This is a genomic window from Achromobacter sp. ES-001 (genome assembly GCF_019448355.1).
GTDB lineage: Bacteria > Pseudomonadota > Gammaproteobacteria > Burkholderiales > Burkholderiaceae_B > Achromobacter > Achromobacter spanius_B.
This window is the reverse complement of the sequence record NZ_CP079940.1, coordinates 302,255-321,508: the sequence shown is the minus strand read 5'-3', so window position 1 is coordinate 321,508 and position 19,254 is coordinate 302,255. Positions and strand designations below refer to the sequence as shown.

General features: G+C 65.4%; 8 protein-coding genes (1 of these 8 running past the window's edge). 4 read left to right on the top strand and 4 right to left on the bottom strand.

The window, feature by feature from the left end:
• Positions 1 to 51: 51 nt before the first annotated feature.
• Positions 52 to 1,098, bottom strand: coding sequence for an agmatinase (gene speB / locus KYT87_RS01365; protein ID WP_370638743.1), 1,047 nt, complete (start codon positions 1,096 to 1,098; stop codon positions 52 to 54).
• 23 nt (positions 1,099 to 1,121) lie between these two features.
• Positions 1,122 to 2,525, bottom strand: coding sequence for a sodium:solute symporter (locus tag KYT87_RS01360; RefSeq protein ID WP_120153521.1), 1,404 nt, complete (start codon positions 2,523 to 2,525; stop codon positions 1,122 to 1,124).
• 181 nt (positions 2,526 to 2,706) lie between these two features.
• Here KYT87_RS01360 and KYT87_RS01355 point away from each other — a divergent pair, with 181 nt between their 5' ends.
• The 3 genes from KYT87_RS01355 to KYT87_RS01345 all read left to right on the top strand — a co-directional run bounded on the left by KYT87_RS01355 (position 2,707) and on the right by KYT87_RS01345 (position 6,439).
• Positions 2,707 to 3,816 (top strand): YcjF family protein, encoded by a 1,110-nt coding sequence (locus KYT87_RS01355; protein WP_046805565.1) that lies wholly within the window; start codon positions 2,707 to 2,709, stop codon positions 3,814 to 3,816.
• 198 nt (positions 3,817 to 4,014) lie between these two features.
• Positions 4,015 to 6,099 (top strand): bifunctional diguanylate cyclase/phosphodiesterase, encoded by a 2,085-nt coding sequence (locus KYT87_RS01350; protein WP_219991575.1) that lies wholly within the window; start codon positions 4,015 to 4,017, stop codon positions 6,097 to 6,099.
• 127 nt (positions 6,100 to 6,226) lie between these two features.
• A complete protein-coding gene (locus KYT87_RS01345) occupies positions 6,227 to 6,439 on the top strand; it encodes a DUF1059 domain-containing protein (protein WP_046805564.1) in 213 nt (70 codons plus the stop codon).
• A 27-nt stretch (positions 6,440 to 6,466) separates the two neighbouring features.
• Here the strand turns inward: KYT87_RS01345 and KYT87_RS01340 are convergent, their stop codons facing one another.
• Complete coding sequence (locus KYT87_RS01340; protein ID WP_219991574.1) at positions 6,467 to 7,519, bottom strand: ornithine cyclodeaminase; 1,053 nt, start codon at positions 7,517 to 7,519, stop codon at positions 6,467 to 6,469.
• A gap of 124 nt (positions 7,520 to 7,643) precedes the next feature.
• Between KYT87_RS01340 and KYT87_RS01335 the strand changes: the two genes are divergently transcribed.
• Positions 7,644 to 8,069: an Lrp/AsnC family transcriptional regulator gene (locus tag KYT87_RS01335; RefSeq protein WP_046805562.1), complete on the top strand. Its 426-nt coding sequence runs from the start codon at positions 7,644 to 7,646 to the stop codon at positions 8,067 to 8,069.
• A gap of 114 nt (positions 8,070 to 8,183) precedes the next feature.
• Here KYT87_RS01335 and KYT87_RS01330 read toward each other — a convergent pair whose 3' ends face one another.
• Positions 8,184 to 19,254, bottom strand: partial view of a tandem-95 repeat protein gene (locus KYT87_RS01330; RefSeq protein ID WP_219991573.1) — the 3' end only. Its footprint extends 18,017 nt past the window's final position; only the last 11,071 of its 29,088 coding nucleotides appear in the window; its start codon lies beyond the right edge, outside the window; the stop codon is at positions 8,184 to 8,186.

The window sequence follows — 19,254 nt, the reverse complement described above, 5'->3', positions numbered from 1 at the left end:
TACCTTTTGCGCCAAAGCGAAAGGGGAATGCAAGAAAGTTCGCGCGCGTCGTCAGCCCGCGTGGCGCACGCTGACCAGGCTCAGGATTTCGAACAGCATCTGCGCGCCCGCGTGCGCGGTGTTGGCCGTGGCGTCATAGGCGGGCGCCACTTCGACCACGTCGCCCCCGATGATGTCGATACCCGCCAGCGCCCGCAGGATCACCTGCGCTTCGCGCACGGTCACGCCGCCCACCTCGGGCGTGCCCGTGCCGGGCGCAAACGCCGGGTCCAGGCAATCGATGTCGAACGAGACGTACACCGGCGTGTCGCCCACGACCTTGCGCGCCTGCGCGACCACGGCATCCACGCCCAGGCGGGCAATGTCTTCCGCGTGAATGACCGTCATGCCGGACTCGTACGAGAATTCCCAAAGGTATTCCGCGGCGCCACGGATGCCGATCTGGATGGTGCGCGTGGGGTCCAGCACGCCGTCCAGCACGGCTTGGCGGAACGGGCCACCGTGGTGAAAGCGGCTGCCGTCGAACGGGCCGCCCGTATCGCAATGCGCATCGAAGTGGATCAGCGAGACCGGCGCGCGTCGGCCCAGCGCACGCAGGATCGGCAGGGTAATGGAATGGTCGCCCCCCACCGAAACCGGAATGACCCCCGCCGCATGGATCTTGGCGTACGCGGTTTCGATATCTTCATGTGATTGCTCCAGGTTGAAGCGGCTGCGCATCGGCACATCGCCGATATCGGCCACGCGCAGGTCGTGCGTGGGCGTGCAGCGCAAGACGTGGTGGTAGGGGCCGACGCGTTCGATGGCGCGCAGCGCGCGCGGCCCAAAGCGGCAACCGCTGCGGTTGCTGGCGCCCAGGTCCATCGGCACGCCGGTCAGCGCCACTTGCAGGTCGCCGAAGTCGGGCGCTTGCCAGTCGATGGGGCGTGCCGGGGCGTCCAGCAAGGTAGGCATGCCCGCATAGGGCGCGCTGCGCGTGCCGCTGCCGTCGATGATGTTGACGGCCACTTCGCGAAAATGCGGGTCGTGGATGATGGCTTCGTTGGCGCCGCCAAAGCGGGCGCGCAGCGCCGCAAGGCGCTCCGGGGTAAAGCGCATGATGTGCTCCTGAAATAAAAGGTTCATTTGGCGTCGGCTCGCGGCACGGGTGTATCGCCCCACGGCGCGCCCGCCCGCCCCAGCAAGCTGATCAGCACAAAGCCGGCGGCGCTGGCCGCAAGCGCCGCGTAGACCGGTGTGTTGGCCGCCAGGCCGTCCTTGACCATGAACGCAATGGCCGCCGCGCAACCCAGCAGCATTCCCGCCATTGCGCCGGCGGTGGTGGCGCGGCGCCAGTAGATGGCACCCAGCAACGGCACCAGCATGCCGCCCACCAGCAGGTTGTACGCGCAGGTCAGGGCGCTCATGACGTCATCGACCACCAACGCCACGCCCAGCGCCGACAGCGCGGCCAGCAGCGTGATCAGCCGGTGCACGCGCACGTCGGTGAACGAGCGCCCGCCCCGCAGCGCCGGCAACAGGTCTTCGGCCAGCACGGTGGACGTGGCCAGCATGGCGGCGCTGGCCGTGGACATCATGGCCGCCAGCGCCGCGGCGATGACCAGGCCGCGTATGCCGTCCGGCAGGCCCGCCTGCACGATGGCGGCGAACGCGTGATTGACGTCGGGCAGATCGGGCAGCAGCACCTTCGCGGTCATGCCGATCACCGCGCCCACCAGGCCGTACACGATGCAGTACAACCCGGCGGCGGTGCCCGCCACGCGCGCCACGCGTTCGTCGCGGGCGGTGAAGACGCGCTGCCAGATTTCCTGGCCGATCAGGATGCCCAGGAAATAGATGACGAAGTAGGTGATGATCGTGCCCCAGCCGATGTTCGTCAGGCTGAAACTGGCGGCGGGCAGCTGCGCCACCAGCTGGTCCCAGCCGCCCACCCGTATCAGGCAGATGGGCAGCAGCACGAACATCAGGCCCACCGTCTTGATGATGAATTGCACGATGTCGGTCAGGGTCAACGACCACATTCCGCCCAGCGTGGAATACACCGCGACCACGCCGCCGCCCACCACGACCGACACCCAGAACGGCAGGTCGAACAGCACCTGCATCACCGTGCCCATGGCGATGACGGACGTGGCCGCCAGCATCAGCGCATACGCCATCATGACCAGCGCGCTGACATGCTTGGCGCCCGCCGTGAAGCGCCGTTCAAGAATCTGCGTCACCGTGAAGATGCGCAGCTTCAGCAGGGGTTTGGCCAGCACCCGGTTCAGCACGATGATGCCCAGCCCCAGCGCCCCGCATAGCCAGAACCCCGAAATACCGTATTGATATCCCAGCCGCACCGTACCCACCGTGCTGGCCCCGCCCAGCACCGTGGCCGCCATGGTGCCCATGTACAAACCGGGCCCCAGGTTGCGGCCCGCCACCAGATAGTCTTCCTGGGTTTTTGCACGCCGCATGCCGTACCAGCCCAGCAGCAGCATGCCGCCCAGGTAGAGCATGACGACTCCTATGTCCAACGCCATTTTCAAGGTCTCCTTACCGCAGGGCAGCCATATGGTTATGGGATCCGTTGCGCCTGCCCACGCACCGGATTCATCAAGCAACCCGGATCTTCGGTGAAGTGGCAAGAAAAATATCGCGGTTGCCGCGAATGTCGGACTCATCTGATATCGTTGCTCAATCCCTTTCCAGTTATTACCGCTCATGCCGCCCCTACGCCCCGATTCGCCCGCCTTGCAGGACGCCATCGCCGACGCCATCAGCACGGCCACGCGCGGCGCGGGTCGCGTCAACATCCTGATCGCGGGCAAGACCGGCGTCGGCAAGAGCACGCTGATCAACGCCGTGTTTCGCGGCGATCTGGCCAAGACGGGCGCGGGCAAGCCCGTCACGCAGACCACCCAGGAATACACCAAGCCCGGCCATCCGCTGACCATCATCGATACGCGCGGCCTGGAAGTGGGCGACTACGCGCGCTCGCGCCAGGCGCTGACGGACTTGATCCAGGAACGTTCGGCGTCCGACGATCAGGACAAGCACGTGCATGTGGCCTGGCTGTGCATCCAGGACAGCAGCCACCGCGTGGAAGACGCCGAGATCGAACTGGCCGACATGCTGGCCACCGCCGGCATCCCGGTGGTGGTGGTGCTGACCAAGGCGCGCAAGAACAGCCCCTTCGTTGCCGAGGCGCACAAGCTGCTGCCGCGCGCCAAGCAGGTAGTAGCCGTGCGCGCGCTGCCGGAATGGATCGAAGAACTGGACGCGGAACTGCCGCCGATGGGCCTGGACAAGCTGATTGAAGTCACGGCCGAGCACATCCCCGAGGGCCAGCAGCGCGCCTACGCCAATGCCCTGTCCACCCGCAACAAGAAGGCCCTGGAAGTAAAAAAAAAGCGGGCTGAGATAGAAGTGAACGTGGCTGCCGGCCTGGCCGCGTCCGCCGCCGCCGCGCCCATTCCGTTTTCAGACGCGTTTGCGCTGGTGCCGATCCAGGTCGGCATGATCGCCAAGATCGGCATCACCTTCGGCATGGAGCTGGACACCACCGCCATTACCACGCTGGTCACCTCCACGCTGGGTGCGTCGGCGGCCACGCTGATCGGGCGGTCGGTGGTATCGGGCATGCTGAAATTCATTCCGGGCGCGGGCAGCGCCGTGGGCGGCACCATCGCCGCCACCACCGCGGGCGCCATCACCAAGCTGCTGGGCAATGCGTACGTGGCCGTGCTGTACGACTTCTGCTTGAAGAACCCGGGCAAGGACATCGACATCGGGATGATCGCGCAGGCGCTGCGCCAGCGGGTAAAGCTGTGACCCGCCGCGCCACCCCATGCAATGAACCGTGTTTCTACGACAACATTCGTTAGATTCACGCCTTTTCAGGCCCGCGCCTTAACTATTGCCAAGACGGCGACGTAAAGCCGTAGATCCCTCATTCCATTCGCGGGACAGCCCACGCGTACGCCGGCCTGGCCCGCCAGACGCGGGCGCTTCCCCCCGCCCCTTCATCCAATGATCATCGACAATTCCGACGTCATGTACCGGCACCTTGTGCAGGGTGTCGTCGACTACGCCATCTACATGCTGCACCCGGACGGCACAGTCGCCAACTGGAACGCCGGGGCGCAGCGCGCCAAGGGCTACACGCAAGAGCAAATCGTCGGCAAGAACTTTGCGTGCTTCTACACGGCCGCCGACCAGGCCGCCGGCTTGCCGCAACGCGGCCTGGCCACGGCGCGCGAACAGGGCCGCTTCGAAGCCGAGGGCTGGCGCGTGCGCCGCGACGGCACGCTGTTCTGGGCCAATGTCGTGATCGACGCCATCCGCGACGACCAGGGCGAGCTGATCGGCTTTGCCAAGGTCACGCGCGACGTCACCGAACGCCGTGAACGCGAACAGCAGCTGGTGAAGGCCAAAGAGCTGGCCGAACACTACAACTCGGAATTGACATCGCTATCCAGCTTCCTGGATGCCGTGGTGTCGCACATCCCGTCGTGCGTGCTGGTGATGGACGCCGTGTCGCGCAATATCCTGCTGGCCAACCGTCAGGCGGAAGCGACGTTCGGCGTCACGCGCGCCCAGATGCTGGGCAAGACGGCGCAGCAGTGCCTGCCTAAACCCGTGTGCGAATTCCTGGACCGGCTGACGCACGACGCCTTGCGATCGGACGGCGCCCTGCGTGAAGCGGAAGAAGAGCTGACCACCGCGCGCGGCATGCGCACCTTGCGCACGCGCACGCTGGTTTTCCACAGCAACGACCCGCGCTCGCGTTACGCGCTGCTGATCTCCGACGACGTCACGGACGAGAACGCGGCGCATGCCCAGGTGCGCTACATGGCGCATCACGACACCCTGACCGGCATGCCCAACCGCCGGCTGTTCCGCGAGCAGCTGCTCAAGGCGCTGCACCATTGCGCCGACGATCGGCGCACCGCCGTGCTGTGCCTGGACCTGGACAATTTCAAGAGCGTGAACGACACGCTGGGCCATCCCTGCGGCGACGAGCTGCTGCGCCTCTTGGCCAAGCGGCTGCCGAAGGTGCTGCGCGAGCAGGACACGCTGGCCCGCCTGGGCGGTGACGAATTCGCGGTGGTGCTGCCCAACATCGGCCAGCAGGACGACGTGCGCAAGATGGCCGAACGGCTGATCGATGCGGTGCGCCAGCCCTTTGAAGTGGACGGCCATACGGTGCCGATCAGCGTCAGCATCGGTATCGCGCTGGCCGAGACGCCCGAGTACACCGCCGACCACCTGCTGCGCTACGCCGACATGGCGCTGTACGAAGCCAAACGCAACGGCCGCAACCGCATGGCGTTCTTCCAGCCCGAGATGGAGGCCGCCGCGCTCAAGCGCCATGAAATGGAAATGGACCTGCGCCAGGCCATCATGGGTCAGCAATTGCAGTTGTATTACCAGCCCATCCTGGACGTCAGCCACGTGCGCATCGTCGGACGCGAAGCGCTGATGCGCTGGCAGCATCCGGTCAAGGGCCTGATCATGCCGGGCGACTTCATTCCCATCGCCGAAGAAACCGGTCTGATCCACGAGCTGGGCGCCTTCACCCTGCACGAGGCCTGCGCCGAAGCCATGCGCTGGGACGACCACGAAACGGTGGCCGTGAACCTGTCTGCCAGCCAGTTCACCAACAGCGCGCTGGTGTCGCTGGTGGAATCGGCGTTGACCAAGTCCGGCCTGCCGGCGCGGCGGCTGGAACTGGAGATTACCGAATCGGTGCTGCTGGCCAACTCGGCCTCCAACCTGAACACGCTCAAGCGCTTGAAGGCGCTGGGCGTGAAAGTGGCGCTGGACGACTTTGGCACGGGCTATTCGTCGCTGGGCTATCTGCGGTCGTTCGACTTCGACAAGATCAAGATCGACAAATCGTTCACCCAGGACGTCGAATCCAGTAAAGAAGCACTGGCCATCATCCGCGCCATCAACGGCATCGGGCGCAGCCTGGACATTCCGACCACTGCCGAAGGCGTGGAAACCGCCGCGCAGCTGGACCGGCTGACACAGGAAGGCTGCTCGCACTTCCAGGGTTACCTCTTGGGCCGCCCGGTGTCGCATGACGCACTGCCAGAAGAAAAGCCGTAAGCGCCCGGGTCTATACTTTTGGAATCATCGGGTGCGCTGCGACGCGCCAACTGCCCGATGCCCCGCATGCCGCGCGTCGGATGTGCCATTACGCAAGCGCCCCTGGGCGCTGCGCAAGGAGACAATCATGACCCGCAAATACATCGACTGCCGTGAGTTTCCAAGCGAGATGAATTGCTCGGTAGCCCTGGCCGCGGATTCCGACGACGAATTGCTGGAAGCCGCCGTGCAGCATGCCACCACCGTGCACAAGCACGCCGACTCGCCAGAGCTGCGCTCGCAGCTCAAGACGATGTTCCACGACGGCACGCCGCCCACTGACGCCCCGCGCGCCGCCTGATCGCGCTTTGCTGATGAATCGCCGGGGCTATGGCTGCCCCGGCGCGGCCTTCACGTCAGTGGCCGCGCGCACCACATCGAACAGATTCTTGGGATCCTGCAACCGCGGCGCCACTTCAATGCGAGCGCCGATGCCAAATCGGACGGCGCTGTCGCGCAACCAGCGCAAGGCCGAAAAGTCTTCCAGCGCAAAACCCACCGAATCGAAGATGGTCACATCTTCAGCGCTGCGGCGGCCGGCCGCCTGCCCCGTCAGCACGCGCCACAGTTCCGTCACCGGAAAATCCGCGGGCATCTGTTGCAGGTCGCCTTCAATGCGCGTCTGCGGTTCGTATTCGACAAAGACAGCGCCCCGGCGCAGCACGTCGGCATGCAGTTCGGTCTTGCCCGGGCAGTCGCCGCCCAAGGCGTTGATGTGCATGCCGGGTTCAACCATGTCGGCGGTCAGAATGGTGGCGTAGGCCTTGTCGGCGGTGACGGTGGTGACGATGTCCACCCCCTTGACCGCCTGCGCGGTGCCGTCAAACGCGACCACGCGCAGCGTCGGGGCGACAGCGGCCAGGTTGGCTTGCAGCTTGCGCGTCGCGTCGGCGTCCACGTCGTACACATGCAACACGTCAATACCCAGCACATAGTGAAATGCCAGGGCCTGGAATTCCGCCTGTGCCCCGTTGCCAATCAACGCCATCGAGCGCGAACCGGGCCGGGCCAACGCGCGTGCCGCCAGCGCCGACGTGACGGCGGTGCGCAGGGCGGTGGTCAGGGTCAGTTCGCTGATCAGCAGCGGTTCGCCCGTGCTGACTTGCGCCAGGGCGCCAAAGGCCATCACGGTGGACAGGCCGGTTTGCGGGTTGTCGGGGTGGCCGTTCACGAACTTGAAGCTGTACAGCTCGCTGTCGGCGGCGGGCATCAGTTCGATGACGCCGGCAGGGGAATGACTGGCGACACGGGCGCACTTGTCGAATTCTTGCCATCGCAGAAAATCGGCCAGCACATAGTCCAGCAGATCGGTGAAAACCTTGCGCGGGCCGTATCGGGCCACGATGGTGGCAACGTCCGACGTCGTGAGCAATGTCGTCATTTTTTTCTCCCCAAGTTATGGAAAGGAAATTCTGGCCGATGCCCAAATCAATTCATAGTGACAACTTTCCACACGAAACGCTAAGATTCTGGCAATTCGACAGCCAACATTAGCACTTTGCACAATGGACACGCTAGACCAGAGCTTGCTGGGCCTGCTGCGCGCGAACGCCCGCCTGTCCATCGCCACGCTGGCCAAGAAGCTGGACGTATCGCGCGGCACCATCGACAACCGCATCCGCAAGCTTGAAGAGCGCGGCATCATCGTCGGTTATACCGTGCGCCTGCGCCCCGAGTCAGAAACGGACGACATCGTGGCGTGGATGAGCATCGCCGTGGAAGGCCACGAAACCCGCAAGATCGTGAACCTGCTGATGGGCGAACCCGCGGTGGCGGGCCTGCACGACACCAACGGCCGCTGGGACCTGCTGGCGGAACTGCGGGTGCCCACCATCGATCAGTTGTCCGAAGTGCTGGACAGGCTGCGCACCCTCAAGGGCATCTCGGCCACCGAGACCAGCATCCACCTGAAGACATTCAAGGCCATCTGAACGGACTGGGGCCGAGGCGGGCAGGGACGAATGCCCCGGCCCGCCTCGGCCCCCTGCACGCAATGCGCGTGATCCACGTCATCCGCGTCATGCGCATCGTGCACTTCGTGCGCCTCAGTCCAGCAGATCCATCAAGGCGATGTCCTCCACGTCATGCTGGCGCGCCGCCTGGGCCAGTTGCACCGAGAACGGTGCCCCCGCCAAGCGTTCCGGCGCGGCCAGCGACGCACCCGGCTTGGCATCCGGCGTCGTCTGCGGACGCAACACCGGATCGGCCGGCGCGCGCTGTTCGCGCATCGTGCCAGACAGGAAATCCAGCGTGATGACACGGCCCACCCCAGCTCCGGGCCCAGACCTGGGAGTCAGGCGCAGGCTCAGCGTTTCCATGCCGGCCGGTCGGTTGATCAGCAAGAGGCCACGTCCCTCCGCTTGCACCCAGCCCGGCAATGCCGCGCCGTTGGCCAGCGTGATGCGCATGTCCGCCTTGCCGTCGCCGCCGTTGACGATGAAGAGCAGCTGATCGCCACGCCCCACCAGGTCCAGCTGCAAGCCTGCTCCCAGCGGCAGCGTCGACAAGACCGCCTGCCCGTCTCCCAGCCCGCCGCCCAGGCCGGAGCCCAGCAGCTGATGCAAGCCACTCCGGGCGCCGATGTCGTCGATGCCATTCAGCGAGTCGATATCGTTGACCGCTTGCAGCACCGCCCCCACCCCCGTGAAGCTTCCCAGGTGGTCCAGGCTGTTGACGCCATTGACGGCCAGCAGCACTGCTCCACCCGATTGCTGCAAGTCCGGCGTGCCGTCCAGCGAGCCCAGCCCGTTTACCGCCCGGATCAACACCGAGTTCACCTCGCTGGCCACCATGCCGCCATTGCCGCCGATGGCCGACTCGCTTGCTCCCGCCCCCTCTACGAAGCGCAAGTCGTCCTGCTCGGTGAACAACGATGCCGAGTTGCGCAGCGTGAACGTCGACTCCGTGAACCCGCCGTTGCCGTCGCTGACGCGGTAGCGCACCACCAGTTCGCCCGTGAAGCCGCTTGACGGCGTGAACACATAGCTGCCGTCGGGCCTGACCAGCAACGTACCCGCGCCCGGAAGCGCCAGGGGCGAGCCGGCCGGCGTTCTTCCCGGCACACCATCCACGCTGACGTCGGCCACAAACAAGGGGTCGCCATCGACGTCCGACGCGCCGGCCAGCAAGCCCCGGTTCGCCGGCACATCCAGGCTGCCGCCTCCCAGCGGCAGACTTACCGTGACGGCCGGTACCACCGGGCTGTCGTTCACCGCCGTCACGTTCACGGTGACAGTGGCCGTTTCGCTGGCCCCGCCGGACGTGACGGTGTAGGTGAACTGGGTCGTGCCGTTGTAATCGGCCGAGGGCGTGAAGTCCAAGCTGCCGTCGGCGCGCAGCGTCACGACGCCGTTTGCCACCGCTATCGGCGCCCCCACCGTCGCGGCCGTTCCATCGATGGCCGTGACGGCGTGCCCGGCGTTCTCGAACGTGTCGTTGCCGTTGACGACGATATTGACGGGCGTGTCCTCCAGGGTCGTCACCGTGTCGTCGGCGATATCCGCCACCGCCGCCACGCTCACGTTCACCACGGCTTGCAACGTGCCGCCGCTGCCATCCGAGATGGTCACCACAAAGCGGTCGTTGCCGTGGAAGTCGCCGCTTGGCGTGTAGACATACGCGCCCGTGGCGGCGTCGATCGTCACCGTGCCGTGGGCGGGCAAGCCGCTGACCGCGTAGCTCAGCGGTTCGCCGTCGGTATCCAGCGCCGCCACGCGGCCGGAAACCGGCGTGTCCTCCAAGGTCGGCACCGTGAATTCGCCCGTGTTCGGATCAAACACCTGGCCGCCGACGCGGTTGCCCAGCAGCACGGGGATGTCATTGACCGACGTGACGTTGACCGTCACCGTGGCCGTCTCCGTTACGCCACCCGAGGTGACCGTGTAGGTGAAGCTGGTGGCTCCGTGGAAGTTGGACGCAGGGATGAAGTCCAGCGTGCCGTCGGCCTTCAACACCACCGAACCGTTCGTCACCGCCATCGGCGTGCCCAGCAGCAGGGCGTTGCCGTTGATCGCCGTGACGGCGTGGCCGGCGTTCTCGAAGCTGTCGTTGCCGTTGACGGCAATATTGACCGTCGTGTCCTCCAGCGTGGTGACGCTGTCGTTGGCAATGTCGGCCACCGCGGCCACCGTCACATTGACCGTCGACACAATGACGTTGCCCGTGCCATCGCTGATGCTGACGACAAAGCTGTCGGTGCCGTTGTAGTCGCCGGTCGGCGTGTAGGTGTACGCGCCGGTTGCGGCGTTGACGGTGACCGTGCCGTGGGCCGGCGCGGTCGACACGCTGTAGGCCAGCGGATCTCCGTCCACGTCCACCGCCAGCACCCGGCCACTGACCGCCGTGTCCTCATTGGTGCTGACCGCGTAGTTGCCGGTGACCGGGTCGTAGGCTTGGCCCGGTACCGCGGGGTCCACCTGGGTCGGCGCATCCGGTACGGCGGTCACGTTGACGGTGACCGTCGCGGTTTCCGTGGCGCCCCCCGAGGTGACCGTGTACGTGAAGCTGGTCGAGCCGGTGGTGTTCGCCGTCGGCGCAAAGTCCAACGTGCCGTCGGCGTTCAGCGTGACCAAGCCGTTGGCCACCGCGACCGGCGTTCCCACGGTGATCGCGGTGCCATCGATTGCCGTGATGACACGACCGGCGTTCTCAAAGCTGTCGTTGCCGTCAACGGCGATGTTGACCGTGGTGTCCTCGTTGGTCGTGACCGTGTCGCCCGCGATATCCGCCACCGGCGCCACCGTGACGGTCACCGTGGACAGGCTGACGTTGCCCGTGCCATCGCTGATGCTGATGACGAAGCTGTCGCTGCCGTAGTAATCCGCCGTCGGCGTGTAGGTGTAGACGCCGGTTGCGGCGTTGACCGCGACCGTGCCATGCGCGGCGGTGGTCGATACGCTGTAGGCCAGCGTGTCGCCGTCGCCGTCCGCTGCCAAGACCTGGCCGGTGACAGCCGTGTCCTCGGACGTACTGGTCGCGTAGTTGCCCGTGGCCGGGTCGAACATCTGGCCCGGAACTCCCGGATCCAGCGTCATCGGCGTATCCGCCACGGCGGTCACGGTCACTGTGACCGTTGCCGTCTCAACCGCGCCCCCGGACGTCACCGTGTAGGTGAAGCTGGTGGAACCGTTGTAGTTGGCCGTGGGCGCGAAGTCCAAGGTGCCGTCGGCGTTCAGCGTGACCGAGCCGTTCGCCACGGCAAGCGGCGTGCCGACCACGATGGCGTTGCCATCGATCGCCGTGATGGCGTGACCCGTGTTTTCGAAGCTGTCGTTGCCGTTGACGGCGATCGTGACCGTCGTGTCCTCGCTGGTTGTGATCGTGTCGTCGGCAATGTCCACCACCGCCGCCACCGTAACGCTGACCGTCGACAGGCTGACATTGCCCGCGCCATCGCTGATGCTGATGACGAAGCTGTCGGCGCCGTAGTAGTCGGCGGTGGGCGTGTAGGTGTAGGCGCCGGTCGTGGCGTTGACCGTGACCGTGCCGTGCGCCGGCGCGGTACCGACGCCGTAGCCCAGCGTGTCGCCGTCTGCGTCGGTGGCCGATACCTGCCCACTGACCGCCGTGTCCTCAACGGTGCTGGTCGCGTAGTTGCCGGTAGCCGGATCAAAGGTCTGGCCGGGGATGGCCGGGTCCACCGTCATCGGCGCGTCCGCCACCGCCGTCACGGTCACGTTCACCGTTGCCGTCTCATCGACGCCGCCGGAGGTCACCGTGTAGGTGAAGCTGGTCGCGCCGTTGTAGTTGGCAGTGGGCGCGAAGTCCAGGGTGCCGTCGGCGTTCAACGTCACCGAACCGTTGGCCACCGCGACCGGCGTGCCCACCACTACCGCGCTGCCGTTGATCGCGGTGATAGCGTGGCCTGCATTGTCGAAGGTGTCGTTCGCGTTGACCGCGATGTTGACCGTCGTGTCCTCGTTGGTGGTGACCGTGTCGTTGGCGATGTCCACCACTGCCGATACCGTGACGCTGACCGTCGACAAACTGACGTTGCCCGTGCCATCGCTGATGCCGATGACGAAGCTGTCGGCGCCGTAGTAGTCGGCGGTCGGCGTGTAGGTGTAGACGCCGGTTGCGGCATTGACCGTCACCGTGCCATGCGCGGCGGTGGTCGATACGCTGTACGTCAGCGGATCGCCGTCGCCGTCCACTGCCAAGACCTGGCCGGTGACGGCCGTGTCCTCGGTGGTGCTGGTGGCGTAGTTGCCGGTAGTCGGGTCGAAGGTCTGGCCCGCAACGGCCGGGTCCACCGTCATCGGCGCATCCGCCACGGCCGTCACCGTCACCATGACGGTGGCCGTTTCAACCGCGCCGCCAGAGGTCACTGTGTAGGTGAAGCTGGTGGAGCCGTTGAAGTCGGTCGTCGGGGTGAAGTCCAGGGTGCCGTCTGCCCGCAGCGTGACCGAGCCATTGGTCACCGCCACCGGCGTGCCTACCGCGATGGCGGTGCCGTCGATGGCCGTGATGGCGTGGCCCGTGTTTTCGAAGCTGTCGTTGGTGTTGACGGCGATATTGACCGTCGTGTCCTCGCTGGTCGTGATCGTGTCGTTGGCAACGTCCACCACCGCCGACACCGTGACATTCACCGTGGACAGGCTGACGTTGCCGTTGCCGTCGCTGATGCTGACGACGAAGCTGTCGCTGCCGTAGTAATCCGCCGTCGGCGTGTAGGTGTAGACGCCCGTTGTGGCGTTCACCGTCACCGAGCCATGTGCGGCGTTGGTCGACACGCTGTAGGCCAGCGGATCGCCGTCGCCGTCCACCGCCGAGACCTGGCCAGTGACGGCCGTGTCCTCGGACGTGCTGGTGGCGTAGTTACCCGTCGCCGGGTCGAAGGTTTGGCCCGGAACCGCCGGGTCCACCGTCATCGGTGCATCCGCCACCGCCGTCACCGTCACCGTGACGGTTGCCGTTTCCACCGCGCCGCCAGAGGTCACCGTGTAGGTGAAGCTGGTCGTGCCGTTGTAGTTGGCGGCCGGGGCAAAGTCCAGGGTGCCATCGGCCTTCAACGTCACCGAACCGTCGGCCACCGCTACTGGCGTCCCCACCACGACCGCACTGCCGTTGATGGCGGTGATGCCATGGCCCGCGCTCTCGAAGCTGTCGTTGGCGTTGACGGCGATGTTGACCGGGGTGTCTTCATTGGTCGTGATCGTGTCATCGGCAATGTCGACCACGGACGAGATCGTCACGCTGACCGTCGAGTGGCTGATGTTGCCCGTGCCGTCCGAGATGGCGATGATGAAGCTGTCGCCGCCGTGATAGTCGGCTGCCGGGGTGTAGGTGTAGGCGCCGGTCGTGGCGTTGACCGTCACCGTGCCATGGGCGGCGGTGGTGCCCACGCTGTAGGTCAGCGCGTCTCCGTCTCCATCCACGGCCGAGACTTGGCCAGTCACGGCCGTGTCCTCGGTGGTGCTGGTGGCGTAGTTGCCCGTGGCCGGGTCGAAGGTCTGACCCGGAACGGCAGGGTCCACCATCATCGGTGCATCCGCAACGGAGGTCACCGTAACGGTGACCGTTGCCGTCTCGGTCGCGCCACCCGAGGTCACCGTGTAGGTGAAGCTGGTCGATCCGTTGTAGTTCGCCGCGGGTGCGAAGTCCAAGGTGCCGTCTGCCTTCAGCGTCACCGAACCGTTGGCTACCGCGACCGGCGAGCCCACCACCACCGCACTGCCGTTGATCGCGGTAATTGCGTGGCCTGCATTGTCGAAGGTGTCGTTCGCGTTGACCGCGATGTTGACCGTCGTGTCCTCGTTGGTGGTGACCGTGTCGTTGGCGATGTCCACCACTGCCGATACCGTGACGCTGACCGTGGACAGGCTGACGTTGCCCGTGCCATCGCTGATGCCGATGACGAAGCTGTCGCTGCCGTAGTAATCCGCCGTCGGCGTGTAGGTGTAGACGCCGGTTGCGGCATTGACCGTCACCGTGCCATGCGCGGCGGTCGTCGATACGCTGTACGTCAGCGGATCGCCGTCGCCGTCGATGGCCGAGACCTGGCCGGTAACGGCGGTGTCTTCGACGGTAGTGGTCGCGTAGTTGCCGGTGGCCGGATCGAAGGTCTGACCCGGAACAGCCGGGTCCGCCGTCATCGGTGCATCCGCCACGGCGGTCACCGTGACAGTGACCGTTGCGGTTTCGGTTGCCCCACCAGAGGTCACCGTATACGTGAAGCTCGTCGATCCGTTGTAGTTCGCAGCTGGGGCGAAGTCCAAGGTGCCGTCGGCCTTCAAGGTCACCGATCCGTTGCTCACTGCAACCGGCGTACCGACGATGATCGCGTTGCCGTTGATCGCCGTGATGGCGTGGCCGGCGTTCTCGAACGTGTCGTTCGTATTGACGGCGATGTTGACCGGCGTGTCCTCGTTCGTCGTAACCGTGTCGTTGGCAATGTCCACCACCGCCGACACCGTGACGCTGACCGTCGACAAGCTGACGTTGCCCGTGCCATCGCTGATGCTGATGACAAAGCTGTCGCTGCCGTAGTAGTCGGCGGTCGGGGTGTAGGTGTAGCCACCGGTTGCGGCGTTGACCGTCACCGTGCCGTGGGCAGCCGCGCCGGAGACGCTGTACGTCAGCGGGTCGCCGTCGCCGTCGATGGCCGAGACCTGGCCGGTAACGGCGGTGTCTTCGACGGTACTGGTCGCGTAGTTGCCGGTCACCGGGTCGAAAGTCTGACCCGGAACGGCGGGGTCCACCGTCATTGGCGCATCCGCCACAGCAGTCACCGTGACAGTGACCGATGCGGTTTCGGTTGCCCCACCCGAAGTCACCGTATAGGTGAAGCTCGTCGAACCGTTGTAGTTCGCAGTCGGCGCGAAGTCCAAGGTGCCGTCGGCCTTCAAGGTCACCGAACCATTGCTCACCGCAATCGGCGTCCCCACCACGACCGCGCTGCCGTTGATCGCCGTGATGGCGTGGCCTGCGTTCTCGAAGCTGTCGTTCGTATTGACGGCAATGTTGACCGGCGTGTCCTCGTTTGTCGTAACCGTGTCGTTGGCAATGTCCACCACCGCCGACACCGTGACGCTGACCGTCGACAAGCTGATGTTGCCCGTGCCATCGCTGATGCTGATGACGAAGCTGTCGCTGCCGTAGTAGTCGGCGGTTGGCGTGTAGGTGTAGGCGCCGGTGGTGGCGTTGACCGTTACCGTGCCATGCGCGGCGGCAGTACCGACGCTGTAGGCCAGCGGATCTCCGTCCCCATCCACTGCCGAGACCTGCCCGATGACAGCCGTGTCCTCGGACGTGCTGGTGGCGTAGTTGCCCGTCGCCGGGTCGAAGGTTTGACCCGGAACGGCCGGGTCCACCGTCATTGGCGCATCCGCCACGGCGGTGACCATGACGTTGACCGTTGCCGTCTCGGTTGCTCCACCCGAAGTCACCGTATACGTGAAGCTCGTCGATCCGTTGTAGTTCGCGGCCGGGGCAAAGTCCAACGAGCCATCGGCCTTCAAGGTCACCGAACCGTTGGCCACCGAGATCGGCGTCCCCACCACCACCGCGCTGCCGTTGATGGCTGTGATGGCATGGCCGGCGTTTTCAAAGGTGTCGTTCGTATTGACGGCAATGTTGACCGTGGAGTCTTCATTGGTCGTCACCGTATCGTTGGCAATATCCACCACCGCCGACACCGTCACGCTGACCGTCGACAAGCTGACGTTGCCCGTGCCATCGCTGATGCTGATGACGAAGCTGTCGCTGCCGTAGTAATCCGCCGTCGGGGTGTAGGTGTAGGCGCCCGTCGCCGGGTTCACCGTTACCGTGCCATGCGCGGCGGTGGTCGATACGCTGTACGTCAGCGGATCGCCGTCGCCGTCCAGCGCCGAAACTTGGCCGGTGACAGCCGTGTCCTCGGCGGTGCTGGTGGCATAGTTGCCGGTGGCCGGGTCAAAGGTTTGACCCGGAACGGCAGGGTCTACCGTCATCGGCGCGTCGGCAACCGCCGTCACGCTTACCGTGACCGTCGCCGTCTCGACGCCTCCGCCCGATGTGACCGTATACGTGAAGCTGGTCGAGCCGTTGAAGTTGGCAGCCGGCGCGAAGTCCAGGGTGCCGTCCGCCTTCAGCGTGACCGAACCGTTGGCCACCAGAATCGGCGATCCCACCACGACGGCGTTACCGTCGATTGCCATGATGGCGTGGCCCGAGCTCTCGAAGCTGTCGTTGGCGTTGACGTTGATGTTGACCGTGGTGTCTTCATTGGTTGTCACCGTGTCGTTGGCAATGTCCACCACCGCTGCCACCGTCACATTGACCGTCGACAGCGTGACATTACCCGTGCCATCGCTGATGCTGATGACGAAGCTGTCGCTGCCGTAGTAATCGGCCGTCGGCGTGTAGGTGTAGGCGCCGGTGGCGGCGTTGATCGACACGCTGCCATGCAAGGCCGTGGTGCTGACGCTGTAGGCCAGCGGGTCGCCATCCCCGTCGACCGCCGACACCTGGCCCGAGACGGGCGAGTCTTCATTGGTGCTGACGGCGTAGTTGCCCGTGGCCGGGTCGAAGGTTTGACCCGGAACTGCCGGGTCCACGACCATCGGCACATCCGCAACCGGGCTCACCGTGATCGTGACGGTGGCTGTTTCGGTCGCGCCTCCGGAGGTCACCGTGTAGGTGAAGCTGGTCGTGCCGTTGTAGTTGGCGGCCGGGGCAAAGTCCAGGGTGCCATCGGCCTTCAAGGTCACCGAGCCATTGGTGACCGCGATCGGCGTGCCGACCACGACCGCGCTGCCGTTGATGGCTGTGATGGCGTGGCCGGCGTTTTCGAAGCTGTCGTTCGTATTGACGGCGATGTTGACCGTGGTGTCCTCGTTGGTCGTTACCGTGTCGCCCGCAATGTCCACCACCGCCGAGACCGTGACGCTGACCGTCGACAAGCTGACGTTGCCCGTGCCATCGCTGATGCTGATGACGAAGCTGTCGCTGCCGTAGTAATCGGCGGTCGGGGTGTAGGTGTAGGCGCCGGTTGCGGCGTTGACCGTCACCGTGCCGTGCGCGGCGGTGGTCGATACGCTGTACGTCAGCGGATCGCCGTCGCCGTCGATGGCCGAGACCTGGCCGGTGACGGCCGTGTCCTCCGTGGTGCTGGTCGCGTAGTTGCCGGTAGCCGGGTCGAATGTCTGACCCGGAACTGCTGGGTCCACCGTCATCGGTGCATCCGCAACGGAGGTCACCGTGACAGTGACCGATGCGGTTTCGGTTGCCCCACCCGAAGTCACCGTGTACGTGAAGCTCGTCGATCCGTTGTAGTTCGCAGCTGCGGCAAAGTCCAAGGTGCCGTCGGCCTTCAAGGTCACCGAACCGTTGGCCACCGCTATCGGCGTACCGACGATGATCGCGCTGCCGTTGATCGCCGTGATGGCGTGGCCCGCGTTTTCAAAGGTGTCGTTCGTATTGACGGCAATGTTGACCGTCGTGTCCTCGTTCGTTGTCACCGTGTCGTTGGCAATGTCCACCACCGCCGACACCGTGACGCTGACCGTCGACAAGCTGACGCTCCCCGTGCCATCGCTGATGCTGATGACGAAGCTGTCGCTGCCGTAGTAGTCCGCCGTCGGCGTGTAGGTGTAGGCGCCGGTTGCGGCGTTGACCGTCACCGTGCCATGCGCGGCGTTGGTCGATACGCTGTACGTCAGCGGATCGCCGTCGCCGTCGATGGCCGAGACCTGGCCAGTCACGGGCGTATCTTCGGCAGTACTGGTCGCGTAGTTGCCCGTTGCCGGATCGAAGGTCTGACCCGGAACTGCTGGGTCCACCGTCATCGGTGCATCCGCCACTGCGGTCACCGTGACAGTGACCGTTGCCGTCTCGGTCGCGCCGCCAGAGGTGACCGTATACGTGAAGCTGGTCGCGCCGTTGTAGTTCGCAGCCGGGGCGAAGTCCAAGGTGCCGTCGGCCTTCAAGGTCACCGAACCGTTGGCCACCGCTATCGGCGCACCGACGATGATCGCGCTACCGTTGATCGCCGTGATGGCGTGGCCCGCGTTCTCGAAGGTGTCGTTCGCGTTGACCGCGATATTGACCGTCGTGTCTTCGTTCGTCGTAACCGTGTCGCCCGCGATATCCACCACCGCCGACACCGTGACGCTGACCGTCGACAAGCTGACGTTGCCCGTGCCATCGCTGATGCTGATGACGAAGCTATCGCTGCCGTAATAATCGGCGGTCGGGGTGTAGGTGTACGCGCCCGTGGTGGCATTGACGGTGACTGAGCCATGCGCGGGCGCCGTGCCCACGCTGTAGGCCAGCGTGTCTCCATCGCCGTCCACCGCCGAGACCTGGCCAGTCACGGCCGTATCTTCGTTGGTGCTGGTCGCGTAGTTGCCCGTCGCCGGGTCGAAGGTTTGACCCGGAACGGCCGGGTCCACCGTCATCGGCGCGTCCGCCACAGCCGTGACCGTGACAGTGACCGATGCGGTTTCGGTTGCCCCGCCAGAAGTCACCGTGTAGGTGAAGCTGGTCGATCCGTTGTAGTTGGCCGCGGGTGCGAAGTCCAAGGTACCGTCGGCCTTCAAGGTCACCGAACCGTTGGCCACCGCAATCGGCGTGCCGACGATGATCGCGCTGCCGTTGATTGCCGTGATGGCGTGGCCGGCGTTTTCAAAGCTGTCGTTGGCGTTGACGGCAATGTTCACCGTCGTGTCCTCGTTCGTCGTGACCGAATCGTTGGCGATATCGACGACCGCCGAGACAGTGACACTGACCGTCGACAGGCTGACGTTGCCCGTGCCATCGCCGATGCTGATGACGAAGCTGTCGCTGCCGTAGTAATCCGCCGTCGGCGTGTAGGTGTAGGCGCCCGTTGCCGGATTCACTGTCACCGTGCCGTGCGCGGCGGTGGTCGACACGCTGTACGTCAGCGGGTCGCCGTCGCCGTCCACTGCCGAAACCTGGCCGGTGACGGCTGTGTCCTCAGCAGTGCTCGTGGCGTAGTTACCCGTCGCCGGGTCGAAGGTCTGGCCCGGAACGGCGGGGTCCACCGTCATCGGTGCATCCGCAACAGCGGTGACCGTGACAGTGACCGTTGCCGTCTCGGTCGCCCCGCCAGAGGTGACTGTATACGTGAAGCTCGTCGAGCCGTTGTAGTTGGCGGCCGGCGCAAAGTCCAAGGTG

Bases quoted from the DNA above. Each gene is read 5' to 3' on its own strand.
- speB (WP_370638743.1), bottom strand. From the start codon at position 1,098: ATGCGCTTTACCCCGGAGCGCCTTGCGGCGCTGCGCGCCCGCTTTGGC.
- KYT87_RS01335 (WP_046805562.1), top strand. From the start codon at position 7,644: ATGGACACGCTAGACCAGAGCTTGCTGGGCCTGCTGCGCGCGAACGCC.
- KYT87_RS01345 (WP_046805564.1), top strand. From the start codon at position 6,227: ATGACCCGCAAATACATCGACTGCCGTGAGTTTCCAAGCGAGATGAAT.
- KYT87_RS01360 (WP_120153521.1), bottom strand. From the start codon at position 2,525: ATGGCGTTGGACATAGGAGTCGTCATGCTCTACCTGGGCGGCATGCTG.
- KYT87_RS01340 (WP_219991574.1), bottom strand. From the start codon at position 7,519: ATGACGACATTGCTCACGACGTCGGACGTTGCCACCATCGTGGCCCGA.
- KYT87_RS01350 (WP_219991575.1), top strand. From the start codon at position 4,015: ATGATCATCGACAATTCCGACGTCATGTACCGGCACCTTGTGCAGGGT.
- KYT87_RS01355 (WP_046805565.1), top strand. From the start codon at position 2,707: ATGCCGCCCCTACGCCCCGATTCGCCCGCCTTGCAGGACGCCATCGCC.